Here is a 26,119-nt window from a genome sequence, read left to right as displayed (position 1 = left end):
TAGAGTATGAGTCCAATGAAATATCTGGTTATTCTGGCTGATGGCTTTGCTGATCAGCCCATTGAACGCCTTGGTGGCAAAACACCGATGATGGCTGCCAACACACCTCACATCAATCAATTGTGCGAAATGTCGCGCTGTGGTTTATTAAAAACGGTGCCTGATTCTTTGCATCCGGGTAGTGAAGTAGCTAACATGACCATCATGGGTTACGATGCCAAAAAATACTATCAGGGACGAGGCGTACTGGAAGCAGCGGCTTTGGGCATTGACATTGAGCCTGAGGACTTAGTATTTAGATGCAACCTGGTAACGGTGGAGCAGGCCAAACTGCTCAATCACTCAGCCGGGCATATCTCTACCGAAGAAGCCGATGAGTTAATCGCCACATTGAACGAGTACCTGGGCAGTGAACGGGTTCAGTTTTATACGGGGGTTAGTTATCGCCATGTAATGGTTATTAAAGGCGGACAAAAAGGGGTGTTATGTACGCCACCGCATGATGTACCGGGCGAGTATGTCGAAACGGTTTTACCAAAACCAATGGAAAGCAACGATACGGTTAAGATATTACGTCAATTGATGTTCGAATCCAATGAGTTGCTGAGCAACCACCCGGTTAATATACGCCGTAAAACGGAAGGTAAAGCGGTGGCCAATATGATTTGGCCCTGGTCGCCTGGCTTTAAACCTCAAATGCCAAGTATCAAAGAAATGTATGGCTTAGAAAAAGGCGTGGTGATTTCAGCAGTGGACCTTATTCACGGACTGGGTAAGTTCGGTGGACTGAAATCTATCTTTGTTGAAGGAGCAACAGGCTTGTATGATACCAATTACAGTGGCAAGGCCGATGCGGCTTTAAAAGCTTTGGATGAAGGTCATGATTATGTGTTTCTGCACATTGAAGCACCGGATGAAGCCGGGCACGAAGGGGATGTTGAACTAAAAATACGCACCCTGGAAGACATTGACTCAAAAGTGGTGAGGCCAATATTGGCTTACATGAATGAACATCAAGATGATTTGACGGTGGCCTTTTTACCTGATCATCCAACGCCATGTGAAATTCGTACGCACACGCGTGATAATGTGCCCTTTATGATTCTTCACCCTAATAGTGAAGCCGACAAGGTGAAGGTCTATGATGAAGCCTCCGTGAAAGAGGGGGCCTGGGGGGTACTTAACCAGACTGAGTTTATGAAAGTATTATTATCCGGTAAAAAATAGTTCATGTTATATTATAGCACTAACAATAAACAATTAAAAAGTGGATTAAAAGAGGCGGTTATCAATGGTTTAGCAGCTGATAAGGGCTTGTTTATGCCGGAGGAGATACCGGTTTTACCACCTTCCTTTTTTGAAAAACTGCCTGATTTAACACTGGGCGAAATTGGTTTTGAATGCTTAAAACCTTATTTCTGCCCCGAAATTCCAGAAGCGGATTTTAAGCTTCTTACGGCCGATGCCTTTAACTTTGACGCACCTGTGGTGCCGGTTTCTGAAAACATTGCATCGCTGGAGTTGTTTCATGGTCCTACCTTGGCTTTTAAGGATTTTGGCGCACGCTTTTTGGCCAGAGTAATGGCCCGATTCACCGTGGGTTATGGGCAGGATATTAATGTGCTGGTGGCCACCTCGGGTGATACGGGTAGTGCCGTGGCCAATGGTTTTCTGGGTGTTGATGGTGTGAATGTGTTTGTGCTTTATCCGAAAGGATTGGTATCAGACGTGCAGGAAAAACAGTTTACCACACTGGGACAAAATATTACGGCCATTGAAGTAGATGGTACCTTTGACGATTGCCAGCGATTGGTGAAGACGGCTTTTATGGATGAGCACCTGAAAGATAAAATCACCCTGACTTCGGCCAATTCCATTAATCTGGCTCGCTTCTTACCTCAGATGGTCTATTATTTCTATGCATACGGACAAGCCATTAAGCAAGGTAAGCAGAATATAAGCGTATGTGTGCCCAGTGGTAATTTCGGTAATTTAACTGCCGGATTAATCGCCCAAAAGATGGGCTTGCCGATTAAGCGTTTTATTGCTGCTACCAATATCAATGATATTGTACCCAAATACCTGGCATCGGGACATTACCAGCCGGCGCCAAGCATTGCGACTCCGGCCAATGCCATGGATGTGGGTGATCCGAGTAATTTTGTACGTATTCAGGAGTTATTTAAGCATGATTTAACAAGCTTGCAAACAGTCATCTCCGGCTGTTCGGTGAGCAATGAGCTTATTTTTTCTACTATTAATACGGTCTTTCATTCTTACGCTTATATCCTTGATCCTCACGGTGCTGTTGCTTATCACGCACTAAAGACGGCTTTGAGCAAAGAGGAGTATGGCATATTTCTTGCTACTGCTCACCCGGCTAAGTTCCCCGAAACGGTGGAGGAAATCATCTCACAAAAAGTGGAACAGCCAGAACGTTTAAAAGCTTTTCTCAACGGAGAAAAATGTGTGAAAAATTCGTCAAACGTGTACGAAGAGTTAAAACAAGTGGTATTGAGCAAGGCACTTTAATTGAGTTATTTTTTAAAAAATAAAGTTAAATTTTAAGATGTTTTTAAAAAAAAACTATTTTTACGACCGTTGAAGTGAATTGTATCAATTATAATAAGATTAAAAGAGTATTACTATGAAGTATTTAGCAACTTTAGCCCTTGTGTTATTGATGTCTTTAGGAGCTGTGGCTCAGGAAGAAAGTGCGGTAGAATTGAAAAATCAGGGGAACGAAGCTTTAAGAGCAAAGAATTACAAAGGCGCATTGGAGTTATTTGAAAAGTCAATTGCGGCCTGGGGTGAAGAAGAGATGGACGCAGCAATGGTTTACAATACTGCTACCAGTGCACGTAAAATCAAAAACTACGAAAAAGCTCAGAAATATTATCAGGACTCTAAGAGCTTAGGTTACAAAGCTGATGTATCGACTTACTACATTGCTTCATCATTGAAGAGCATGGGTAAGAACGAAGAGATGGAAAAAGTGCTTTTAGCTGGTGTTGAAGAGTTTGGAACAAGCAAGTATGTTGGTCACATGAAAAAAATGTTGGCTGGTTACTATGTGAAAGAAAGTAACGCTTTGTATACTGAGGGTCAGGAAATCTTAAACTCACGTGTTGATGGTAACCGCGATCAGTGGGATGCTATCAAAGCAAAAGCAAAAATTGTGTTAGATGAAGCAACTAACATAGCTAAAAAAGCATTAGAATATGATGCTGCTAACAAAAATGCACAAGCTATCTTAACCGGAATTGAAAACTTCCTTAAGAGCTAAATAATATTTTTAAAAGTATATAAAAGCGATGGTTATTGTAACTGTCGCTTTTTTTGTAACCCTTTTTCTTAATTGGTGTGTCTTATTATTAAATGCAGTTATTATTTTTGCTGCTCAATCCTTAAAAACAAGTATACAATGAAACAACTATTCGCAATAGGTCTGCTTATGATGAGTCTGATGGCAATGAAGGCCCAAAGTGCTGATGTTCTGAAGAGTGATGCCATCATACAAGAGAGCCGGATGCAATACCTGGCGGCAGCCGAATTATATGACAAAGCAGCGCAGATTTATGAATCAGAAGGAAAAGCGGATGCATTCTCGTATTTTAAAGCGGGACAAAATTACGCCAAGGCCAAGCAATATGCCAAAGCTCTGCCCGTATTGGATAAGGCCAGAGCCAATAACTACGACGAAGCTGATTTGTATTTAAGCTATGGTGATGCTTATGCAGGCCTAAAGAAATTTGATTTGGCTGAAAAAGAGTTATTAGCCGGCAAGGAGAAATATGCAGCCAACAGTGCTGAGTTTACGAAGAAATTGGGATATCTGTATTTTAACTCCGGTCAGTACGATAAAGCGGTGGAGTCTTTAAGTGCGGCCATTGAGCAGGAACCCAACAATTACACTTACCACTATCTACTGGGCTCATCGTATGAACGCTTAAAAAAATACAAAGAGGCTACCGTTGAATTGGAAAAAGTAGTCGCCATAAAGTCCAACCACAAGAACAGTATTAAAAAGCTGGGCGTGATTTATTTTAAGCAAACCGACTATTTGTATACGAAAGAGACGAAGCGCTATGAGGGCATGAAAAACCCAACGCGTGTTGATTATCACAATTCGACCAAGAAGCTGGAGCAGATTGCAAAAGGATATACCAAAGCTTTACCATATTTAGAAAAAGCACATGCTTTTTCACCTAAGGATAAGGCCATCATCAGTTGTTTGAATGTATCATACCGTCGTTTGAAGATGGAGGAGAAGGCGGCTGAAATGAGTAGCCTGTTGAAGTAAAGGATTTTGAATAAAGGATTTAAGGATGGCATCTTTATTGACAGCTTGTTAATAAAGATGCCATCCTTTGTTTGTTGAATAGCTGGTACAGGTGAACACCAGATTGAAATTCTATCCGATTGAGCCAATTCCTCCATAGATTTTCTTATAATTCAAATCAGTAGCATCCTAAATGATTTTGTTTAATTGGCTACACGTCCTGTTGCTAAAGGGCCTCAGCTGGTGAGCCATTAAACTAGGTTGTTTGATGCTAAAAATCGTTTTCTGTTTGAGCGAAGCGAGTTTAAACGATTTCAGTCAAATAACCGTAGTTTTATGAGAGAAGCAGGTGAAGCCTTGATGTTTTTTCCTTAGTTTTTGACATTATCGGAACGATTGAGAATTGAGTATTCTTAATCGTTTCAGCAGTAAGTTGGGTTTGGGCGAATAGCCCAATATCATAAAATAATTAGGACATTGTTGAATTCCAATAACTTAGGACTGAATGGTCGATGCATACATAACACAAGTGTTTTATGCTATTTGTATTGTGCCGTGCCTTCAGCCCTGATAGTGATGCATGGATTTTTCCGCTGGCCTTTGACCTGCGCTTCTACATGTTGCCCTATCAGGGCTTAGGTATGGGTATGTAAAGAAACTTTGCTGCAATAGTTGGTATACATTAAAAAGAAGGGGTGCTATATGATTCTTAGTGGGTGAACTTAGCCTTGATAGTTACGATCGTTGTCCTCTAGCCGGACTGGCTTTTCTGCTGAAATGTTTAAGGATACTTAATTCTTAAACATCCCGATGCCTTGACGCAAAAACGAAACAAAAAAGTCAAGGCTACCGATAAATAACCATTGATTTAGTTGTAGTTACTAAAATCGGCCGAGTGATCTTCGAGTCAAGCTCGAAGCTTCTCGGTCTCATTAAGTACCCACTTATAAATCCATAGTCTTTTATCGGAGGCCATACGGAACAAGGATGTCACATTATCAAATACCCAACCCACTAAAATCCATACGGAGCCAAAAAAGGCTGTACAATTTGCACAGCCTTTTTATCTTATTTTTGTTCACTAAGGGCCTATTAATCTAATGACCTATTGTTCTATGGGCCAATTAATCTAATGACCTATTAAACTATCACTCTTCTTTCTCCTTCGAAAGTTCCACAATCTCTGTGGTTATCTTTTCTTCTTTCTTATCGAAGCCGACCTTAATCACATCACCCTCCGAAACGGAAGCCTGAATGATCACTTCGGCCATTTCATCTTCAAGGTATTTCTGAATGGCTCGTTTCAAAGGACGGGCACCATACTGCACATCGTACCCTTTACTGGCTATAAAGTCCTTGGCTTCATCTGTCAGTTCTAATTTATAGCCTAAGCTTTCAACACGATGATATAAACCTTTTAATTCGATATCAATAATTTGATGAATATTGTCCTTATCCAGATTATTGAAGATTATCACATCATCAATACGATTGATAAATTCTGGCGCAAAAGCTTTCTTAAGTGCTTTTTCAATTACCCCCTTGGCATGGTCCTGATCCGAAACACTGCTCTTTGGTGTAAATCCAACACCGCGGCCAAAGTCTTTCAATTCACGTGTACCAATATTGGAGGTCATGATGATAATGGTATTCTTAAAGTCCACTTTACGCCCCAGACTATCGGTCAAACGCCCCTCATCAAGCACCTGAAGCAGCAAGTTAAAGACATCAGGGTGGGCTTTTTCAATTTCATCTAAAAGTACCACTGCATAAGGGCGACGACGTACCTTTTCGGTTAACTGACCACCCTCTTCGTACCCAACATATCCCGGAGGTGCTCCAACCAATCGCGACACAGAGAATTTCTCCATGTACTCACTCATGTCAATGCGTATTAAGGCATCTGTGGTATCAAACAGGTATTTGGCCAGCACCTTCGCCAGGTGTGTTTTTCCAACACCAGTTGGTCCTAAGAACACAAAGGAGCCAATGGGACGATTCGGATCTTTTAGTCCGGCACGGTTACGCTGAATCGCCTTCACAATCTTTTCAATGGCGGTATTCTGTCCAATCACCGAACCATTCAATTCCTTGCCCATCTTCAGCAAACGGAAGCCTTCAGCTTGTGCAACACGCTGTACTGGAATACCTGTCATCATGGCCACTACTTCTGCCACTTTTTCAGCATCTACACTCTCGCGATGTTGCAGCAAATCCTCTTCCCATTTCCTTTTAGCCGATTCCAACTCTTCCAACAGACCTTTTTCCTTGTCGCGAAAACTGGCTGCCAGCTCAAAATTCTGGGCTTTAACGGCCTTTATTTTATTTTCTTTTATCTCGTCTATCTCATTCTCTATCTTAAGGATGGTCTCAGGTACCACGATATTAGAGATGTGTACACGCGATCCGGCTTCATCCAGGGCATCAATGGCCTTATCGGGCAAATGACGATCAGAGATATAACGCTCGGTCAGCTTCACACAGGCCTCAACGGCCTCGGGTGTATAGTTTACATTGTGGTGATCTTCATATTTCTCCCGAATGTTATTTAAAATCTCCACGGTTTCTTCGGTGGAAGTAGGCTCCACCATAACTTTCTGAAAGCGACGCTCTAAGGCACCATCTTTCTCAATATGCTGGCGGTATTCGTCCAGTGTTGTGGCACCAATACATTGTATCTCACCACGGGCCAGAGCAGGTTTTAGCATGTTGGCAGCATCCAGCGAACCGGTGGCGCCACCTGCACCTACGATGGTGTGTATCTCGTCAATAAACAAAATGATATTCGGATTACGACCCAGCTCATTCAGGATGGCTTTCATGCGTTCTTCAAACTGTCCGCGATACTTGGTGCCTGCCACAATGGAAGCCAAATCGAGGGTGACGACGCGCTTGTCAAACAATACACGCGACACCTTTTTATCGATGATGCGCAGCGCCAGACCTTCAGCGATGGCACTTTTACCCACACCAGGTTCTCCAATTAATATCGGATTGTTCTTTTTACGACGACTTAAGATTTGTGCCAGACGCTCAATTTCTTTCTCACGTCCAACGATGGGGTCGAGGCGATTTTCTTCTGCTGCTTTGGTAATGTCAATCCCAAAGTTATCAAGTACCGGTGTATCCGAACCTGATTTAGCAGCCCCTTTGCTGCCTTCGCCCGAACCACCGCCAGATCCGGAAAATGGACTATCCTGATCATCATCCTCCGGATAGTCGGCTTTCGCCAATGGTGCTTCTTCGTTAAGCATGTCTTTTACCTTTCGGTAGTGAATATCTTCTTCTGCCATAATTTCCCATATTATGCTGCTCTTTTCTTTTAAGAGCGCGATTAGTAAATGGCCTGTATTAATGCGGTCACTCTTTAAGGCTTTGGCCTCCAGATGTACGAGCTTAAGAATGCGCTCGGTCGATTGTAATAAAGGCAGGTTATCGCTCTGAATGGCTTCATTTTCTTTTAAATGGTCTTCCAAAGCTCCTTTCAGGCGGTAAACATCTGCATCTAATCGCTGAAGTATCTCAATGGCGGCGCCTTCACCTTCGCGTAAAATGCCAAGCATCAGGTGCTCGGGCGAAATATAGCGGTTGCCTAGTCTTTCGGCTTCTTCCTTACTGTATGATATCACGTCTTTAATACGTGGCGAAAAGTTTAAATCCATATTTATAGTTAGAATCTTATATTACACAACAAGCGGCCAGCCTTCTTGTTTAGCCAGCCTGTGATTAATTATGAACAATAACCATGCAATTCTTTGGGTATTCATGCTTTTTGCTCGTTCATCTGCCAAATAAGCAGTTTTTTGTCATTGGATGAAATTAATTATTCTTGCGTCAATAATCAAAAAATGTTGATAACATTCCTGAGTATCTTAGCCTTTACAACTGTTGAAAAAATGTGTTAACGATCGTTTTTTCATGTTGTGTAAAATACTTAAATTAGTGCGTTCAAAAAATGGCTGCTAAAAGCCATTTTTTAGTGTTTAGGAATTAATAGCGTTCTAAACATTTTTAATCAAGGCTCAGTATGACTTGTTGAGGAATGGCCTCAGCCTGTGAGCCAAAAAACAGGTATGAAATGACGATTAAAAATTGTAAGCTGTTTAAATCCTTTTGAGATACGAGAAAGGATGAGTTTAAAACAATTTGAGTCATGAGTCCTGGTTTTTTGAGTGAGAAGGGTGCAGCCTGGACTTTTTTTGCTTCGTTTTTTTGTGTCATGACAAAAAATGAAGTCCGGTTTGGGCGGATAGCCCAATTAAAATAATTAGAACATTATTGTTTAGGAATATATAAAACAAACTCATAAATGACTGAAGGAGAAAAAATAATTAAAATCAACATTGAGGAAGAGATGAAGTCAGCCTACATCGATTATTCGATGTCGGTGATTGTTTCGCGTGCCTTACCTGATGTTCGTGATGGAATGAAGCCGGTACACCGCCGTGTTTTATATGGTATGAGTGAGCTGGGATTAGCAGCTAACAAGCCATATAAGAAATCGGCCAGAATCGTAGGAGAGGTGCTTGGTAAGTTTCACCCTCACGGTGACTCATCTGTTTATTTCGCGATGGTGCGTATGGCGCAGGATTGGTCATTACGTTATCCTTTGGTTGATGGACAAGGAAACTTCGGATCGGTTGATGGTGACAGCCCGGCTGCCATGCGTTATACCGAGGCCCGCCTGAATAAGCTGGCCGAAGAAATGTTGGTCGATATAGAAAAAAATACGGTTGATTTTCAGTTGAACTTTGATGATTCAATCAAGGAACCAACTGTACTACCAACCCGCATACCTAACTTATTGGTGAATGGTGCATCGGGTATTGCTGTGGGTATGGCTACGAATATGCCGCCTCATAATTTACGCGACACGATTGATGCCACGATTGCTTATATTGATAATAATGACATTGAGATTGATGATTTAATATCAATCGTTAAGGCACCTGATTTCCCAACAGGAGGTACCATCTATGGCTACCAGGGTGTTAAGGATGCTTTTAACACAGGTAAAGGACGAATCATTACACGTGCCAAGTCTGATATCGAAACCGAAAGCAATGGTCGTGAGAAGATTGTGATCTCTGAGATTCCATATATGGTCAATAAGGCAGAGCTGATCATGAAGATTGCCGACCTGGTTAATGACAAAAAGATTGATGGTATCTCCAATGTCAATGACGAATCAGACCGCCAGGGTATGCGTATCGTTATTGATTTAAAAAGGGATGCCATTGCCAATGTGGTGCTAAACCATTTATATAAGTATACTGCACTGCAAACATCGTTTGGTGTTAATAATATTGCCTTGGTAAAAGGGCGTCCACAATTATTGAACCTGAAAGGGATGATTAAGTGCTTCGTTGAGCACCGTCATGACGTGGTAACACGCCGTACTCAATATGAATTGGATCAGGCCGAAAAGCGTGCACACATTCTGGAGGGATTAATTATTGCCAGTGATAATATTGATGAAGTTATCAAGATTATACGTGCTGCTCAAACGCCGGATGAGGCACGTGAGAACTTAATTAAGCGCTTCGAACTAAGTGATTTACAGGCTCGTGCTATCGTTGAGATGCGCCTGCGTCAGTTAACCGGACTGGAACAGGATAAGTTACGTGCCGAGTACGATGAGCTCATGAAAGAGATTGCACATTTAAAAGATATTCTGGCGAATGTGGAGCTACGTATGGGCATCATCAAAGAAGAGTTGGAAGAAGTAAAAGGCAAGTATGGCGATGATCGTCGTACCGATATTGTTTACAGCTCTGAAGAATTTAACCCGGAAGATTTCTATGCTGATGAAGAGATGATTATTACCATCTCGCATTTGGGATATATGAAGCGTACACCGCTGGCTGAGTTTAAGACACAGAACAGAGGTGGTGTTGGTTCCAAAGGATCAACCACACGTGATGAAGATTTTATTGAGCACATCTATCCGGCATCAATGCACAATACCATGTTGTTCTTCACTAAAAAAGGACGTTGCTTCTGGTTAAAAGTGTATGAGATTCCTGAAGGAACGAAGAATTCGAAGGGTAGAGCCATACAGAACCTGCTGAACATCGAATCGGATGATACAGTGAAAGCATTTATCAAGGTCAAGAAGCTGAATGATGAGGATTACATCAATTCGCACTACATCATGATGGGTACGAAAAAAGGTGTCGTTAAGAAATCCTTATTAAAAGATTACTCTCGTCCACGTGTGAATGGTGTGAATGCCATTACTATTAAAGAAAATGATGAGCTCTTACAGGCGCGATTAACCAATGGTCAGTCTGAAATACTGATGGCAACGCGATCAGGACGAGCGATTCGCTTTAATGAAACACAGGCTCGTTGCATCGGTCGTACAGGTGCCGGAGTGCGTGGTATCACGCTGGCAAATGAGGCCGACGAGGTAGTTGGCATGGTTTGTGTTAAAAATACAGAAGCAGAAGATATCTTGGTGGTATCGGAAAAAGGATATGGAAAACGTTCTAAAACAGAAGATTACCGTGTGACTAATCGTGGTGGTAAAGGGGTGAAAACCATGAACATCAGCGATAAAACAGGTGAACTGATTACCATTAAGAACGTGACCGATGATAATGATTTGATGATTATCAATCGTTCAGGTATTGCTATTCGTTTATCGGTTAGCGAGATGCGTGTGATGGGACGAGCGACTCAGGGGGTTCGTTTAATCAACTTGTCTAAAAAGCAGGATGAAATAGCATCGGTAGCTAAGGTAGCATCGGAAGCGACTCTTGAAAACGAAGAGTTTGCCAAAGATGATAACGATGATACAATAACTGAAAACACAACGGAACAAACTAATGAATGAGGATAAATACTATATTTGCCTCACAAAATCAATCTAAAACTTTTTGAAATGAAAAGATTAGCGCTATTTGCAATTCTAATTTTCAGTATCTCAGCAGTTTATGCTCAGAAAGGCAAGGTTTCGGCTGCCACTAATTATTTGGAAACAAACAATATGGAGGATGCCAAGAAATCAATTGACCTGGCTCTTGAGCATGAAAAATCAATAAACTGGCCAAAAACATACATTGTTGCGGCAAAAGTATACACCGAGTTGGCTAAAGGCGGTCAGGATGCTGAAGGCATCAAAAAAGCTGTGGATTTCTATAAGAAAGCCATTGAGCTTGACGAAAAAGGTGACGCCAAAGGTAAAAGCATCGGTAAATACCAGAAGGATATCAAGTTACAGTTAACTTTTTTCAAGCCTGACTTAACCAATTCGGGTATTGAAGGTTTTAACACGGAAGATTTCAACCAGGCTCTTTATGCTTTCGAAAATGTATTGTATTTCAATGCATTACCAATGTTCCAGGAAGATACACCTGGTATTGACACTGCTATCGTTTACAACTGTGCTTTAGCAGCTTACAATGCTAAAAACTGGGGTAAAGCAGAGAATTTCTTCAACCAGGCCATTGACTTGAACTATGGTGGAGGCGATGCCGTTTTATTATTAGACCAGGTTTACGATGCATCGGGTGATAGCTTAAAAATCCCTGAAAATCTGCAGCGTGGTTTCCAGAAGTATCCTGAAGATGAGCGTATCTTAACGACCTTGATACAGTATTATTTAGATGCTCAGCAGAATGATGCTGCTTTAGAGTATTTGAATACGGCTATTGAAAAGGATCCTGAGAATCCGTCATTTTACTATGCTCGTGGTGTGCTTTATGAAAGCATTGATAAAGATAAGGCCATTGACAACTACAATAAGTGTTTAGAGATTGATGATGCTTTCTTTAATGCTTTGTACAATATTGGTGTCATTTATTATAACAAAGGTGTTGAGCAGCAAAATGTGGCTAACGATAAAACTACGACTAAGGAGTTTAACGCTGCCATGGAAGTGGCTAATGAGTTCTGGGAAACGTCTTTACCATTTATGGAAAAGGCCCATGAAGTGCAACCTAAAGAAGCTGCTGTATTAGAAACGCTTAAAGGTTTGTATTACCGTTTTGAAAGAATGGATAAATACAACGAGGTGAAAGCTAAATTAGAAGCTTTATAATCCTTGCATAAAAGTATAAGGGATAGCCGGTATGATGCCGGCTATTTTTAGATCTATAAAAATAACATAATATCAAATATAAGACAAGGATATAATTTAAAATAATTGAGCTTTAATATGTTGTTATTTAGTATATTAAGGTTTTTTGTGCGATGCTGGTATATTTATATATATCAGATATATTACTGCATTATTGTTAGATAGCGTATTCTGCAGCTGAAATAACCATAACATCCCTGTGTGTTCGCTGTACTGAATCTGGTTATATTGGCTGAATGCCAAGTTTAAAATGCGATGCTCAATGCAATGATTGATGACGCTAACGATATATTCACTTCAAGAACAATAATTGCCTCATTTTTTTAAGCGCCTGAGAATCGTCTCTTTTAATTAATCTGATAGATATATCAGAATAACCAAATCTTAAGGCCCAAGTTTGCCTTATGATTATCCAATCATGGTTCAAATTATCACCATTCAGTTTTGTCACAACATACTTCAAGACATCTACTTTTGATAAATCTTTTTACATGACTGACTTTTTACACATCACATTTGATTGTGAAGTTGCTATAGTCACCTTTGTTAACCAGCGTTCATTATCAACGAAGTTTATGACTAATTTCGGCATTGCTTCACTTAAATAACAGTTGATTATATGGTACGTTAAAAAAAAATGATTTTGACTCCTCGCAACAATTATGTTAATAACCTACCTGTGTTTGAAGCTGTAAATCAATGCTCCACCTGGGGAGCTGGCCTAAGGCCTGAGGGGGAATCACGCAAGAAATGAGAGGTGAGATTTGAGCCATGAGAAAGAACAATTGCACAGCAATACATCCATAAAATTGTATGCAAACTGCGAATACTAATCCTTCTTAATCTGAGTCATCTGTGACAGAAAAATGTTTCTCGCAAAGACGCAAGAAATGAGAGGTGAGATTTGAGCCATGAGAAAGAACAATTGCACAGCAATTCATCCATAAAATTGTAAGCAAACTGCGAATACTGTTCCTTCTTAATCTGCGTAATCTGTGGACAGAAAAATGTTTCTCACAAAGACGCAAGAAAAAAGAAGTGAGAGAAGAGTTTGAAGCTGTAAATCAATGCTCCACCTGGGGAGCTGGCCAAAGGCCTGAGGGGGAATCACGCAAGAAATGAGAGGTAAGATTTGAGCCATGAGAAAGAACAATTGCACAGCAATACATCCATAAAATTGTATGCAAGCTGCGAATACTAATCCTTCTTAATCTGAGTCATCTGTGGACAGAAAAAACATTTCTCGTAAAGACGCAAGAAAAAGAAGTGAGAGAAGAGTTTGAAGCTGTAAATCAATGCTCCACCTGGGGAGCTGGCCAAAGGCCTGAGGGGGAATCACGCAAGAAATGAGAGGTGAGATTTGAGCCATGAGAAAAACAATTGCACAGCAATACATCCATAAAATTGTAAGCAAACTGCGAATACTGTTCCTTCTTAATCTGCGTAATCTGTGGACAGAAAAATGTTTCTCACAAAGACGCAAGAAAAAGAAGTGAGAGAAGAAATAGTAAGCGGCATTAGCTGATAACAATATTAATCAAATTCACTTTATCAATCTATGGTTGAATAAATAACCACGCCCCTGCCCTATATTTTAAATTAAGCTAATGGCGTCCTAAATGTTTTTGTTTAATTCGCTACACGTCCTGTAGGGAAAGGGCCTCAGCTGGTGAACCATGAAACAAGGTTGTTTGACGCTAAAAATCGTTTTCTGTTTGAGCGAAGCGAGTTTAAACGATTTCAGTCAAATAACTGTAGTTTTATGAGAGAAGCAGGTGAAGCCTTGATGTTTTTTCCTTAGTTTTTGACATTATCGGAACGATTGAGAATTGAGTATTCTTAATCGTTTCAGCAGTAAGTTGGGTTTGGGCGAATAGCCCAATATCATGAAATAATTAGGACAATATTGAAATTAAGCATACATACAGACACCTTGTCTTATCGAGTTTTTTATTAATTTCGCGTGTAACTTTAGATGAAGGTTTTGGACAGATATTCGTTATTAAAAAAGATTACAACGACCATTATGGCCGACATTTCTTATTTATGCCCTTTTCTGGGCTATAAAATGGTTGGCATCACACTATATAAGACAATCATACACAAGATGGTAGTTACGAATGACTGGCTTCGTATGCCTATTAACAACAATAATTATACAGGCAAGCACGTTATTTTAGCAACAAAAAATATGGGCTGGTAGGGTAACCTATCCCCTTTTTCGGTGTATACATGCAATAGAAGTCGCCAAAACCTCACTTAAGTATACATTAAGGATTAATGTTGATGACTATCAACCGCTTAAACCATTATTGTCGAATCCAATAAACTCACACCCTGTGACTGAGGAGGCGAAGCCGTGCAAGCCAACGAAGTGTTGACGACTCTTTAGGAGGAAATCCCGATGTTTCGGGAAGGAGGCGAAGCTGTGTTAATAAGAGAATAGATCGCAGCAAGCTGCTTTTAGACAATAGACTGCTCCGCTTATAGAGTTAAAGAATAAAAGTGATGAGATTAAAGTGAAGAGGGAATAATAGTACGTAGAATAAAGAGGTGAGTAAACACCCCCTCCGCCTGCGGCACCTCCCCCTTAAGGTGGAGGAAGTTCCCATAGCATGGATAGTATAAGGGCTTTAATAGCAAGCGATTCATCAATTAAGTACATCATTGCTACCGCACGACTCCGATCGCGTGGGCGACGATATTAAAAAAAGAACTGAGAGAAGAGCGATGAGAGAAGAGCACCCCTCCTAATCTCAGCAAAACAATTATAAAAAATTCGCGCAAATTCGCGTCATTAGCGGACAAGCATTAGTCAAGCTGTAAATCACAATTCAACAATTAACCATTTTAAAACAAACACCCCCTCTGCCTACGGCATCTCCCCCTTAAGGTGGAGGAAGCTTCCAGGGCATGGATAGTATAAGGGTTTTAATAGCAAGCGATTCATCAATTAAGTACATCATTGTTACCGCACGACTCCGATCGCGTGGGCGACGATATTAAAAAAAGAACTGAGAGAAGAGCACCCCTCCTAATCTCAGCAAAACAATTATAAAAAATTCGCGCAAATTCGCGTCATTAGCGGACAAGCATTAGTCAATGCTGTAAATAACAATTCAACGATTCAACTGTCAAACAATAAACTATTCAACTCCTCAACTAAAAAACTATTCAACTCCTCAACTAATAAACTATTAACAGTTCGACATTTTACCAAGCTGCCAATCAAACATCATAAATCAACATTCGTCCATCATAAATCCAAAATGAACAACATACACCCCACTAACATATACCTTAATCGCTCCGACAAAGAGCAGTATCTCAAGCAAAAAGCCAAAGTCATCTGGATAACAGGCCTCTCCGGCTCGGGTAAAAGCACCCTGGCACATGGCTTAGAGCGACGCCTTGCCGAGCGTGGTTACCTCACCCAGGTGCTCGATGGCGACAACATCCGCACCGGTATTAATAACAACTTAGGCTTCACCGCTGAAGACCGCAACGAAAACATTCGCCGCATAGCGGAGATCAACAAGCTCTTTCTCAACTGTGGCATCATCACCATCAATGCTTTTATCTCTCCCACCAACGCCGTACGCCAAATGGCGCGTGAGATTATAGGCGATGACTTTATCGAAATATTTGTAGATGCCTCCTTTGAGACCTGCGCCCAGCGCGACCCCAAAGGCCTCTATAAAAAAGCCCTGGCGGGCGAGATTAAGAACTTTACGGGTTTAGATGCACCTTTTGACCGACCGGAGGATGCGGAAGTAACAGTTGATACCAATAAGTTAAGTATTGAGGAAGGCATTGAGAAGGCGTATGAGTTTGTGAAGAGTGAAGTGAGGTGGTAAGCAGCGAAGCTGCAGAATTTAGAACGCTTCGCTTATAGACAATAGACCGCTACGCTTTTAGACAAAAGAAAATAAAGAGATGAGAGAAGAGCGGTGAGAGATGAGTGGGTTTCTCGCAAAGACGCTAAGGTTAACGCAAAGACGCAAAGAAAGAAGAAGAGAGAGATGAGCGGTGAGTAAACACCCCCTCCGCCTGCGGCACCTCCCCCTTAAGGTGGAGGAAGTTTCCAGGGCATGGATAGATTAAGGATTTTAATAGCATGTGATTCAACAATAAAGCACAATAGTGCTATCGCACGACTCAGATCGTGTGGGCGACGTTCTTTAAAAAAGAACTGAGAAAAGAGCGGTGAGAAGAGTTATCTTATACCATTAAATATTAAAATACACTGGTATAATGCCGACACATATACATAGGGCTTTTAGGAGAGACGCGAACTAAAGGTGTATTTTGAATAGTATCCGGTATTATTCATGATAGAAAAACAGTGATTAGCATAGAGTTTTGTGTCACACTTTTATTACTTGACCGACAGTTTCAATTGTATTAATTTTAGGAGATAACAAAAGACAATGCATACCATCAAACTTAAAATACACGATAAGGTATATAAGCATTTCATCTGGTTACTTAGTAAGTTCAGTAAAGATGAAATTGAGATAATTAGTGAAGATGACGTTTTTCTTAAAACTCAAGAAGAATTGCAAGTTCAACTTGATGAAATTAATGAAGGTACAGCTGAATATTATACGATAGATGAGTTAGAAGAGAGATTAGAGAATAAAATAACAAAACATGAAGGTCGTCTTTAAAGATGCTTTTATTGCCAAACTTGAAGATCAGGTTGATTATATTGCCAACAACAGTCCTGCTCATGCTCGTAAATTCAAATCTGAACTCATAAGCCTTTTAAAACGCATCCCTCAGAACCCTTATCAATTCAGACCTTCAATATATTTTAATGATGAGAACATAAGAGACTTAATATTTAAAGGGTATACTATTGTATTCAAGATTAATAATAACACTATTGAAGTATTTGGTTTTGTAAAATATCAGAACAATCCTTGATATATACAATTAACGGGTTAAGCAGAGAAGAAACAATTGTGCACCACTGCTACCGCACGACTCCGATCGTGTGGGCGACGATCTTAAAAAAAGAACTGAGAGAAGAGCGATGAGAGAAGAGCACCCCTCCTAATCTCAGCAAAACAATTATAAAAAATTTGCGCAAATTCGCGTCATTAGCGGACAAGCATTAACCAAGCTGTAAAGAACAATTCAACGATTAACCATTTTAAAACAAACACCCCCTCTGCCTATGGCACCTCCCCCTTAAGGTGGAGGAAGCTTCCAGGGTATGGATAGTATAAGGGTTTTAATAGCAAGCGATTCAACAATAAAGCACAACAGTGCTACCGCACGACTCCGATCGTGTGGGCGACGATATTAAAAAAAGAACTGAGAGAAGAGCGATGAGAGAAGAGCACCCCTCCTAATCTCAGCAAAACAATTATAAAAAATTCGCGCAAATTCGCGTCATTAGTGGACAAGCATTAGCCAAGCTGTAAATAACAATTCAACGATTAACCATTTTTAAAACAAACACCCCCTCCGCCTTTGGCACCTCCCCCTTAAGGTGGAGGAAGTTTCCAGGGCATGGATAGAGCAAGGATTTTAATAGCACGCGATTCAACAATAAAGCACAACAGTGCTACCGCACGACTCCGAAAGTGTAGGCGACAATTTTAAAAAAGAAGAGAAAAAAGAGCGATGAGAGAAGAGCACCCCTCCTAATCTCAGCAAAACAATTATAAAAAATTTGCGCAAATTCGCGTCATTAGTGGACAAAAAAATAAGCTGCAAATCACAAATCAACATTCAACTCCTCAACTTATAAACTATTAACAGTTCGACATTTTCAGAAGCTGTCAATCAATTCCCCGCCTTTTCAAGGAGGGGTGCCGCAGGCGGGGTGGTTCAAAAACAATTAGTGTTAATTAGTGCAATTCGTGGACAAAAAAATATACAAGCTGTAAATAATAAATGGAGTTTATACCAACTAAAATAAAAGGATTAACCTTAATCAAACCTACTGTCTTCGGCGATAATCGCGGTTACTTCCTCGAAGCTTATAACACCGAAAAATTCAAACAACACATTGGCGATATTAACTTTATCCAAGTAAACGAATCAAAGTCATCCTACGGCGTATTACGAGGCCTCCACTTTCAAAAACCACCCTATACCCAAGCCAAACTAGTACGATGCATCGAAGGTAAGGTGCTCGATGTAGCCCTTGATTTACGACAGGACTCCCCTACCTACGGCCAACACCAATGCTTTGAACTATCAGGCGATAATAAACACCAGCTATTTGTACCACATGGTTTTGCGCATGGTTTTGTAGTTTTAAGCGAAACAGCTATTTTTAGCTATATGGTCGATAACCAATATGCCCCCGACTACGACAGTGGTATTGCCTGGGATGATAAAAGCTTAAATATTGACTGGCAGTTACCAGTTGAGGATATTATTTTATCTGAAAAAGATAAAAAGCTATTAGCACTTAATCAGACAGATAATCCCTTTTAAGCATAAAGCAGTGACAAGTGACGGCATCTCATCCGCTATACTTTCTGAAACAATACTATTTTTGTAGCGTAATGCATAAAATAAAGGCCGTCAAATGTGACTTGCCACGCCGAAGGCGTTGAGTAAGTTATAAGTGAAGAGAGAATAATAGACTGAAGCAGTTTAAAAAGAGGTGAGCGATGAGAAGTGAGCATGTAACATTAAACTCATAAACTGCTCAACTAATTCAAGCGATCAGCCTATTGACACTAAACACCTAAACATTCAACTCTTCAACTTTTTAGATAAAATATAATTTATAATCCGCGCCAATTCGCGTAATTCGTGGACAAATAATTAACCAAGCTGTAAATCAATAATCTTATTAATCTGTGGTTAAAAGAAATTACCAAGCTGTAAATCACAATTCTGCAGTTTCTCGATTCGACAGTTCATCAATTAAACAAATCAACATTCAACTCCTCAACTTATAAACGATTAACTGTTCGACATTTTCAGAAGCTGCCAATCAATTCCCTGCCTTTTCAAGGAGGGGTGCCGCAGGCGGGGTGGTTCAAAAATAATTCGCGCAAATTCGCGTAATTAGCGGACAAAAAAATAAGCTGCAAATCACAATTCAACAGTTCAACAAATAAACAATACAACATTGGAAAAATACGATTTAATTATACGCCCCAAACGCCACGCCTTCGATATTAACTTTAAAGAAATATGGGCTTACCGCGATCTATTGAAAATGTTTGTGAAGCGTGATATTATCACCGTGTACAAACAAACCATACTTGGCCCTATCTGGTTTGTGGTACAACCCATCCTAACTACCTTAATCTACATGGTAGTATTCGGACGTATCGCACAAATCAGTACCGATGGCACACCTCAGATACTCTTTTACCTGGCAGGCATCACCATCTGGAACTATTTCTCAGAGAGCTTTAATAAAACGGCCACTACTTTTAAGGAGAATGCCAATATATTCGGAAAGGTCTACTTCCCTCGCCTGATTATGCCTTTTGCCAAGGTCACAAGCGGACTGATTAAGTTTGGTATTCAGTTTGCTTTCTTTATGATAGTATATGGCTACTATCTTTTTACACAGGAAGGTGCGGTTCAACCCAACTGGAGCATTACCCTCCTACCCGTCTATATTCTGTTAATGGCCATGTTCGGACTGGGAACCGGTATCATATTCACGTCCTGGACCACCAAATACCGTGACCTGACCTTCTTATTAACTTTCGGTGTGCAACTATTGATGTATGCTTCTCCGGTTATTTACCCGGTCAGCACCATTGAGCCAGGCATGATGAAAGACATCTTAATGCTCAACCCCTTCACCCCTATCCTTGAAGGCTTTAAATACGCCTTCTTAGGCGCTGGTCATTTTAGTTGGATGAGTTTAGGGTACAGCGCCACTGTGGCAACAGTTATTTTATTTTTAGGAATCATCATCTTCCATAAAACAGAGCGTAACTTTATTGATACGGTCTAGTCATCGAATTTTCGCGAATTAGCACGAATGATTAGGATGATGTAATAGCTGTATGTACATTTAGGTGAATGTTCTTGAATTAGAAATGTTATGGTAGAAGGTATATTGTTAAAGGATGAAGCATATCGTATCATTGGGGCGGCAATGGAAGTACAATCATCGAATTTACGCGAATTATCACGAATTATAAATGATGATTGAAGGTATACTTTACAAAGATGAAGCATATCGAATCATTGGAGCAGCTATGGAAGTGCACAATGAGTTAAAGAATGGTTTCCTGGAACCAGTTTATCAAGAAGCATTAGCAAAGGAATTTCGGATTCAGGATATACCATTTCAGCAAGAAAGCATGATAAATATTTATTATAAGGGCGATAAGCTAGATAAATATTATAAGGCTGATTTCATATGTTACGATGAAATAATAATAGAATTAAAAGCGTTGGGTGAATTGACTAAAGAACATGAATCACAATTAATCAATTACCTTAAAGCAACAGATAAAAAGCTTGGAATACTTATTAACTTTGGTAAATCAAGCTTGCAATATAAAAGAGTAATAAACAATTTGCTTTAATTTGCGTAAGCTAAATTATTCGTGTCAATTTTATTGGCATTTAATAATTACAAGCTGTAAATCAATTAGTGTAAATTGGCGCTAATTCGATGACAGAATTATTTAAATATGAGTAACACAGTAATCAAAATAGAAAACCGTCAGCTAATTGGCTGGGATTACAAATAGATAAAACTGCGAAAGCAGTTATTCGGGTAAATTAATATTTACTTTGAAATAGACTAAACAAGCTGTAAATCAATTAGTCTAATTAGTGCTAATTCGATGACAGAATTATTTAAATATGAGTAACACAGTAATTAAAATAGAGAATCTCTCTAAAATATATCGCCTTGGTGAAGTAGGCACAGGCACACTAAGCCACGACTTAAACCGTTTCGTTCGTATGAACATACTCGGCCAGGACGACCCCTACGCCAAGGTAGGCCACGTTAACGACCGCACACAAAAAGCCGAGAAAGGCGAATTAGTAGCCGCCCTTCGAGATATCAACCTCGAAGTAAAAGAAGGCGAAGTGCTCGGAATTATCGGTAAAAACGGAGCAGGTAAAAGTACTTTACTGAAGCTCCTCTCCCGCGTCACCTCTCCTACTACCGGCAGCATAAAAGTAAAAGGCCGACTGGCTTCTCTATTAGAAGTAGGTACCGGCTTTCACCCCGAGATGACAGGCCGTGAGAACATTTACATGAACGGAACCATTATGGGCATGCGCAAGTGGGAGATTGACCGTAAACTGGACGAGATAGTAGAGTTTGCCGGTGTAGCCAAATACCTCGACACGCCCACCAAACGCTACTCCTCAGGTATGACCGTGCGCCTGGGCTTTGCCATTGCAGCCCACCTGGAGCCCGAAATATTAGTGGTGGATGAAGTACTGGCCGTTGGCGATGCCGAGTTTCAGAAAAAGGCCATTGGCAAGATGCAGGATGTAAGCCAAAACCAGGGAAGGACAGTGCTGTTTGTGAGTCATAATATGGGCAGTATTCAACATTTATGTAATGGGGTTACAGTAATGAACAATGGCTCTATTATTTATAGAGGAACAACAGATAAGGGAATTGAAAAATACCTTAACCTTAATATTGGTAATACCAATAAATCATTAAATGAAAGAACTGATAGGAAATATTCCGGGAGAATTAAGTTTCAAGACATTAACATACTTAATGAGCAAGGTATTCAAATAGATCAAATACCAACAGGCTGTGCTGTAAGTTTTAGACTAAAAATACAAGCGAATACTAAAGTTGAAAAAGTTGGTCTTCGACTGCTGTTTGTTAATACTAAAGGCCAAACATTGTTTTTGTGTAATAATGCCTATTCTAGCCAGCTTATTAATATTAACAAAGATTTAAATATTGACTGCTTTATACCGAAGATCCCTTTGCCGGAAGGTATTTACTACCTTCATTTAACAGCTTTTTCTGAAAATGGCATAGAAGATGATATAGAGTTTGTAAAGGAAATTCAAATAATCAGTGGGAACTTTTTTGAAACTGGAAAAACTCCAGTGTTAAAAGAAGGCCTATTTGTTGACCATCATTTTGAAATAGATAATGGAAAGTAACTTATCTGAAGCTTCCCTTGCTGATAATAACGTATCAGTCATAAAAGATATTTCTGAAGTAAATAGTACATTAATTGTTGTATTTGGAGGTATTGCATGTAAATTACCAATTCCAGTGTTTGAATTCATGAAATCTTTAGATAAATATAATGTAGACAAGGTATTTATTAGAGATTTTCATCAAGCTTGGTATCAATTAGGGTTAAAAGGACTAAGTACGTCTGTTGAAGAAACAGTTATTTATTTGAAAAAACTACTTAATAGCAGTTATTATAAGAAAGTTATATTCATTGGTAACTCAGCAGGAGGATTCGCTGCAATGTTATATGGCTGGTTAATAAATGTCGATGAAGTACATGCCTTTGCACCACAAACATTTACAAACAAGCTCAACCGTTATATATATCGAGATTACAGGTGGCTAGAGCAAATTAAAGAACTTCACAGTAAACTACCATCAAGCAAATATCAAGATTTAAAAAGGATACAAAAATGTATTCGAAAAACAAAAACGCATATTTATTGGGATTGTAATGATAGATTAGACAATAACCATACGACACGTTTAAAGCATAACAGTATAACTAAATTAGCTTTTAATAAGGGTGGTCATAATGTTATAAAATTGCTTAAACAGGACGGACAACTAGATACAATTTTAGAATCAATATTAAAAAATGATTAAGCAAATATATAGGGCAGTTATTCCCGAAAAATTAAGAACCTACATATATCTCAAACGCTCGGGTAGATATTTCTGGGAAAGACAAATCATTAAAGTTTATTCACACCCTCGATCAGGAACACATTTTTTAGAGGCTTTCTTAGCTAAGAACTTTTTCCAAAACAAAGACTTAAATACTGAAATTGTTAATTGGGGTCATTGGGCAAATCGCCTGCAACGAGAAGAAGGAAATGAATACGGCAAGTTATTTGGTAATCATTCTTTTCCTGGGGATTGGATTATGGGGATTAAACATCCCATGATATATATTTACCGAGATGGCCGCGATGTAGCCTATTCAATATGGAAAACGCCTAACTTCATTAATCCTGATTATAAAGACGTTACTTTTAGTGATTTTTTAAGACTTAAGTTAGACTGGCAAGGTACACCAGGAAAAAAATGTGAACCAAAAGAAACTATAGCACAACATTGGGAAAGGCACATTACAGAATGGATGGAAGTTAAGCATTCAAAGCTTTTAATAATACGATATGAGGATTTAAAGAGCAAGCCACTTGACGTGTATTCAAAAATCCTTAAGAAATACTACCCTGTAAAATACATTGCCCATTGTATTGGCTTATATAAACCAAAGGTGAATGTTATTAATCAACCAGTTGGCTTAAAGCCCAATAAGGCCAAGGCCAAGGGGTGGAAAGATGTATTAATGGAGGACGACAATAATTGGTATATCAGTCAGATACAAAATAAAAGCCTGTTAAATGATTAAGAATCGCCGAATTGCTCTGCTTACCCCTAGCTATAAAGCGAAATCTGAGACGTGGATTTGGCGTCAGATAAATTATCTTAAACCAAACATTTCATTTATTGGTGTTCAAGAAACTACCCCTTTTAAAGAAGAGAGTAATATACCTGTAATAAATTTACTGGAAATACCAGGTGTGAAGCAAAGGGTAATCAACAAACTTAAAAAGGTTGAATATAACCATCAATACTTGCTAAACTACAATCTAAATAAAGTAGAAAAACTCTATAAAATAAATACATATTACATTCACTACCTTACACAAGCTTATAAATTAAAAGAACGTCTATTAAATACAAATAAAGATATCTTTATACACTGTCATGGCTATGATGTATCATGGAAAATGAAGTCTTTAACTTATCCTTTTGATAAAATATACAACGAAAGTTATATTAACTTCGCAAAGGAGATTCAAAAGAACGCAACATATATTGCTAACTCAGACTTTACAAAGAGTAATTTACTCAAAATAGGGATTAAAAAAGAGAACATTAAAGTACTGAAGTTTGGTGTTGAAATACCAAAAAATATTCCAGTTAAAAAAAATACTAGCCCTTTTAAGATATTATTCCTTGGAAGATTAGTTGATTGCAAAGGGCCTCATTTAACGATTCAAGCATTTAATAAGGCCTGTGATATGGGTATGAATGCTGAATTAATATTAGCAGGAGATGGCCCGATGATGTCCACTTGTAGGTTATTAATAAATCAATCACCATACGCTGATAAAATTAAATTACTTGGAGCCGTCACATATAGTGAAGGTCAGAAACTTAGAGAGAAGTGTCATATATTTACTACACATAATATGACTGGAGAATTAACTGGTCAGGTAGAGGCTTATGGAGTATCATTTGTTGAAGCACTAATAAACAAACTACCCGTTGTTACAGGTCGTAGTGGGGGGATTCCAGAAATAGTAAAACACAAACAAGTAGGTTACTTGTTTGCATCAGGAAATGTTGATGAACATGCTAAATATCTATATAATTTATCGAATGATAGAGTCCTCTATTCAAGGATTTCAGAGGAGGCCACTATATATGCCCAGAAAAATTTTGCAATAAACAAAGAGCAAAACAATCTATTTAATATCCTTTAGAAATATATGATTGAAAAACAGCCTCTTACGTCAATAATCATACCATCATTCAACCGAGAAAGTTTCATTTCTGAAACTTTAGAGTCTCTAATCAACCAAACATATAAAAACTGGGAGTGTATAATTGTAGATGATGGTTCTACTGATAATTCAATATCTAAAATCGAGTCATTTTGTAGAAAAGATAATCGATTTAGATTATATGAAAGAAAAAGGCTACCAAAAGGAGCGCCAACATGTAGAAATATTGGCATTGAAAAATCGAACGGCGAATATATCATGTTTCTAGACAGTGATGACATTTTATTTAACTTCGCTCTTGAGCGAAGAACTAACTTTCTAAAATCCCATCCAGAATTAGATTTTTGTATTTCTAATGGTTTAAAAGGAAAGTACCCTATATGTAACAAATCCCAATATAGAATAATTTCAACATTACAAAAATGTAATAGAAATACGATAAATTATTTCCTTCATTTTACGCCACTTTGGGTTATTCATTGTCCACTATATAAAAAAGAATCACTCATAAAAAATGAAATTCATTTCGATGAAGAACTTATCGGATTTCAAGATGTTGACTTTCACATTTCTACTTTACTTCATGGTTTGAAGTTTGAATATTTAACTTCAAATACCTATGATTGTTTATGGAGAATACATGATGGAGATAATATAGGAATGACAATTGATAAAGAGATTAACAATAGCAATACAAAATTATACCTCCTTAAGAAATACTCGTCAAAAAAGGTAAATCTATCACCACTTATATTACAAGTGATGAAGCAGTATCTTTTTGCAAATTTTCCTTCAATACAATCAAATAAAATTATTTCAACATTTATTGACTTGAATATTTTAAAACCATATCAATTGTTTTTATACAAGTTTTATCATTATTTAATTTCAAATAAAATACGTATTTTTCCTAGTTTACTTAGAGTAATATTATTGATATTAGGAGAAAAAAAACACTTAATTCAGCCCCCTAACAAACATTTTTTAGTTAAAAATGAGAAATTACATGATGTTTAACATATAGCACAATTGAAATAATA

Annotated in this window: 19 protein-coding genes; 17 read left to right on the top strand and 2 right to left on the bottom strand. The window is 38.9% G+C overall.

The window, feature by feature from the left end; translation table 11 throughout:
• Nucleotides 1-6 precede the first annotated feature (6 nt).
• The 4 genes from JIV24_RS10175 (at nucleotide 7) to JIV24_RS10160 (ending at nucleotide 4,303) form a co-directional block, all read left to right on the top strand.
• Nucleotides 7-1,227, top strand: coding sequence for a cofactor-independent phosphoglycerate mutase (locus JIV24_RS10175; RefSeq protein ID WP_234445781.1), 1,221 nt, complete (start codon nucleotides 7-9; stop codon nucleotides 1,225-1,227).
• A gap of 3 nt (nucleotides 1,228-1,230) precedes the next feature.
• Entirely contained in the window at nucleotides 1,231-2,532 is a 1,302-nt protein-coding gene (gene thrC, locus JIV24_RS10170; RefSeq protein ID WP_200464926.1) for a threonine synthase, read from the top strand.
• A 115-nt stretch (nucleotides 2,533-2,647) separates the two neighbouring features.
• Nucleotides 2,648-3,286 carry a tetratricopeptide repeat protein gene (locus JIV24_RS10165; protein ID WP_200464925.1) on the top strand — a complete coding sequence of 213 codons (639 nt, stop codon included), beginning with the start codon at nucleotides 2,648-2,650 and terminating at the stop codon, nucleotides 3,284-3,286.
• 138 nt (nucleotides 3,287-3,424) lie between these two features.
• A complete protein-coding gene (locus JIV24_RS10160; protein ID WP_200464924.1) occupies nucleotides 3,425-4,303 on the top strand; it encodes a tetratricopeptide repeat protein in 879 nt (292 codons plus the stop codon).
• 1,127 nt (nucleotides 4,304-5,430) lie between these two features.
• On the opposite strand, the gene JIV24_RS10155 is transcribed toward JIV24_RS10160, so the two are convergent.
• A complete protein-coding gene (locus JIV24_RS10155; RefSeq protein WP_200464923.1) occupies nucleotides 5,431-7,944 on the bottom strand; it encodes an ATP-dependent Clp protease ATP-binding subunit in 2,514 nt (837 codons plus the stop codon).
• Nucleotides 7,945-8,293: 349 nt separating this feature from the next.
• Nucleotides 8,294-8,437: a hypothetical protein gene (locus tag JIV24_RS10150; protein ID WP_200464922.1), complete on the bottom strand. Its 144-nt coding sequence runs from the start codon at nucleotides 8,435-8,437 to the stop codon at nucleotides 8,294-8,296.
• A gap of 154 nt (nucleotides 8,438-8,591) precedes the next feature.
• Between JIV24_RS10150 and gyrA the strand changes: the two genes are divergently transcribed.
• From gyrA to JIV24_RS10085, 13 genes are all read left to right on the top strand, one after another.
• Nucleotides 8,592-11,120 (top strand): DNA gyrase subunit A, encoded by a 2,529-nt coding sequence (gyrA, locus tag JIV24_RS10145; RefSeq protein WP_200464921.1) that lies wholly within the window; start codon nucleotides 8,592-8,594, stop codon nucleotides 11,118-11,120.
• 48 nt (nucleotides 11,121-11,168) lie between these two features.
• Nucleotides 11,169-12,326 carry a tetratricopeptide repeat protein gene (locus JIV24_RS10140; protein WP_200464920.1) on the top strand — a complete coding sequence of 386 codons (1,158 nt, stop codon included), beginning with the start codon at nucleotides 11,169-11,171 and terminating at the stop codon, nucleotides 12,324-12,326.
• A gap of 3,308 nt (nucleotides 12,327-15,634) precedes the next feature.
• Nucleotides 15,635-16,222: an adenylyl-sulfate kinase gene (gene cysC, locus JIV24_RS10135; RefSeq protein ID WP_200464919.1), complete on the top strand. Its 588-nt coding sequence runs from the start codon at nucleotides 15,635-15,637 to the stop codon at nucleotides 16,220-16,222.
• Nucleotides 16,223-16,795: 573 nt separating this feature from the next.
• On the top strand, nucleotides 16,796-17,035 hold the full coding sequence (locus JIV24_RS10130; RefSeq protein ID WP_200464918.1) for a hypothetical protein: 240 nt from the start codon (nucleotides 16,796-16,798) through the stop codon (nucleotides 17,033-17,035).
• Entirely contained in the window at nucleotides 17,019-17,294 is a 276-nt protein-coding gene (locus JIV24_RS10125) for a type II toxin-antitoxin system RelE/ParE family toxin (protein WP_200464917.1), read from the top strand. The genes JIV24_RS10130 and JIV24_RS10125 overlap by 17 nt, the downstream gene beginning before the upstream one ends.
• Nucleotides 17,295-18,272: 978 nt before the next feature.
• Nucleotides 18,273-18,821 (top strand): dTDP-4-dehydrorhamnose 3,5-epimerase, encoded by a 549-nt coding sequence (gene rfbC, locus JIV24_RS10120; RefSeq protein ID WP_200464916.1) that lies wholly within the window; start codon nucleotides 18,273-18,275, stop codon nucleotides 18,819-18,821.
• Nucleotides 18,822-19,467: 646 nt separating this feature from the next.
• Entirely contained in the window at nucleotides 19,468-20,313 is an 846-nt protein-coding gene (locus JIV24_RS10115; RefSeq protein WP_234445780.1) for an ABC transporter permease, read from the top strand.
• A 193-nt stretch (nucleotides 20,314-20,506) separates the two neighbouring features.
• Entirely contained in the window at nucleotides 20,507-20,893 is a 387-nt protein-coding gene (locus tag JIV24_RS10110; RefSeq protein ID WP_234445779.1) for a GxxExxY protein, read from the top strand.
• A gap of 283 nt (nucleotides 20,894-21,176) precedes the next feature.
• Entirely contained in the window at nucleotides 21,177-22,460 is a 1,284-nt protein-coding gene (locus tag JIV24_RS10105; RefSeq protein WP_200464914.1) for an ABC transporter ATP-binding protein, read from the top strand.
• Nucleotides 22,450-23,145, top strand: coding sequence for a hypothetical protein (locus JIV24_RS10100; protein ID WP_200464913.1), 696 nt, complete (start codon nucleotides 22,450-22,452; stop codon nucleotides 23,143-23,145). The genes JIV24_RS10105 and JIV24_RS10100 overlap by 11 nt, the downstream gene beginning before the upstream one ends.
• Entirely contained in the window at nucleotides 23,138-23,917 is a 780-nt protein-coding gene (locus JIV24_RS10095) for a sulfotransferase domain-containing protein (RefSeq protein WP_200464912.1), read from the top strand. The genes JIV24_RS10100 and JIV24_RS10095 overlap by 8 nt, the downstream gene beginning before the upstream one ends.
• Complete coding sequence (locus JIV24_RS10090; RefSeq protein WP_200464911.1) at nucleotides 23,910-25,058, top strand: glycosyltransferase family 4 protein; 1,149 nt, start codon at nucleotides 23,910-23,912, stop codon at nucleotides 25,056-25,058. The genes JIV24_RS10095 and JIV24_RS10090 overlap by 8 nt, the downstream gene beginning before the upstream one ends.
• 6 nt (nucleotides 25,059-25,064) lie before the next feature.
• Nucleotides 25,065-26,096, top strand: coding sequence for a glycosyltransferase family 2 protein (locus JIV24_RS10085; protein WP_200464910.1), 1,032 nt, complete (start codon nucleotides 25,065-25,067; stop codon nucleotides 26,094-26,096).
• Nucleotides 26,097-26,119: the final 23 nt, after the last annotated feature.

The sequence above is a fragment of the Carboxylicivirga marina genome, assembly GCF_016612505.1.
In the GTDB taxonomy this organism is placed as follows: domain Bacteria; phylum Bacteroidota; class Bacteroidia; order Bacteroidales; family Marinilabiliaceae; genus Carboxylicivirga; species Carboxylicivirga marina.
The sequence above is the reverse complement of the archived record's forward strand: the minus strand, read 5'-3'. Positions and strand labels throughout refer to the sequence as shown.

What these genes read in the sequence shown, in the direction of transcription:
- JIV24_RS10175 (WP_234445781.1), top strand. Translation starts at nt 7, where the DNA reads ATGAGTCCAATGAAATATCTGGTTATTCTGGCTGATGGCTTTGCTGAT.
- thrC (WP_200464926.1), top strand. Translation starts at nt 1,231, where the DNA reads ATGTTATATTATAGCACTAACAATAAACAATTAAAAAGTGGATTAAAA.
- JIV24_RS10165 (WP_200464925.1), top strand. Translation starts at nt 2,648, where the DNA reads ATGAAGTATTTAGCAACTTTAGCCCTTGTGTTATTGATGTCTTTAGGA.
- JIV24_RS10160 (WP_200464924.1), top strand. Translation starts at nt 3,425, where the DNA reads ATGAAACAACTATTCGCAATAGGTCTGCTTATGATGAGTCTGATGGCA.
- JIV24_RS10155 (WP_200464923.1), bottom strand. Translation starts at nt 7,944, where the DNA reads ATGGATTTAAACTTTTCGCCACGTATTAAAGACGTGATATCATACAGT.
- JIV24_RS10150 (WP_200464922.1), bottom strand. Translation starts at nt 8,437, where the DNA reads ATGACTCAAATTGTTTTAAACTCATCCTTTCTCGTATCTCAAAAGGAT.
- gyrA (WP_200464921.1), top strand. Translation starts at nt 8,592, where the DNA reads ATGACTGAAGGAGAAAAAATAATTAAAATCAACATTGAGGAAGAGATG.
- JIV24_RS10140 (WP_200464920.1), top strand. Translation starts at nt 11,169, where the DNA reads ATGAAAAGATTAGCGCTATTTGCAATTCTAATTTTCAGTATCTCAGCA.
- cysC (WP_200464919.1), top strand. Translation starts at nt 15,635, where the DNA reads ATGAACAACATACACCCCACTAACATATACCTTAATCGCTCCGACAAA.
- JIV24_RS10130 (WP_200464918.1), top strand. Translation starts at nt 16,796, where the DNA reads ATGCATACCATCAAACTTAAAATACACGATAAGGTATATAAGCATTTC.
- JIV24_RS10125 (WP_200464917.1), top strand. Translation starts at nt 17,019, where the DNA reads ATGAAGGTCGTCTTTAAAGATGCTTTTATTGCCAAACTTGAAGATCAG.
- rfbC (WP_200464916.1), top strand. Translation starts at nt 18,273, where the DNA reads ATGGAGTTTATACCAACTAAAATAAAAGGATTAACCTTAATCAAACCT.
- JIV24_RS10110 (WP_234445779.1), top strand. Translation starts at nt 20,507, where the DNA reads ATGATTGAAGGTATACTTTACAAAGATGAAGCATATCGAATCATTGGA.
- JIV24_RS10105 (WP_200464914.1), top strand. Translation starts at nt 21,177, where the DNA reads ATGAGTAACACAGTAATTAAAATAGAGAATCTCTCTAAAATATATCGC.
- JIV24_RS10100 (WP_200464913.1), top strand. Translation starts at nt 22,450, where the DNA reads ATGGAAAGTAACTTATCTGAAGCTTCCCTTGCTGATAATAACGTATCA.
- JIV24_RS10095 (WP_200464912.1), top strand. Translation starts at nt 23,138, where the DNA reads ATGATTAAGCAAATATATAGGGCAGTTATTCCCGAAAAATTAAGAACC.
- JIV24_RS10090 (WP_200464911.1), top strand. Translation starts at nt 23,910, where the DNA reads ATGATTAAGAATCGCCGAATTGCTCTGCTTACCCCTAGCTATAAAGCG.
- JIV24_RS10085 (WP_200464910.1), top strand. Translation starts at nt 25,065, where the DNA reads ATGATTGAAAAACAGCCTCTTACGTCAATAATCATACCATCATTCAAC.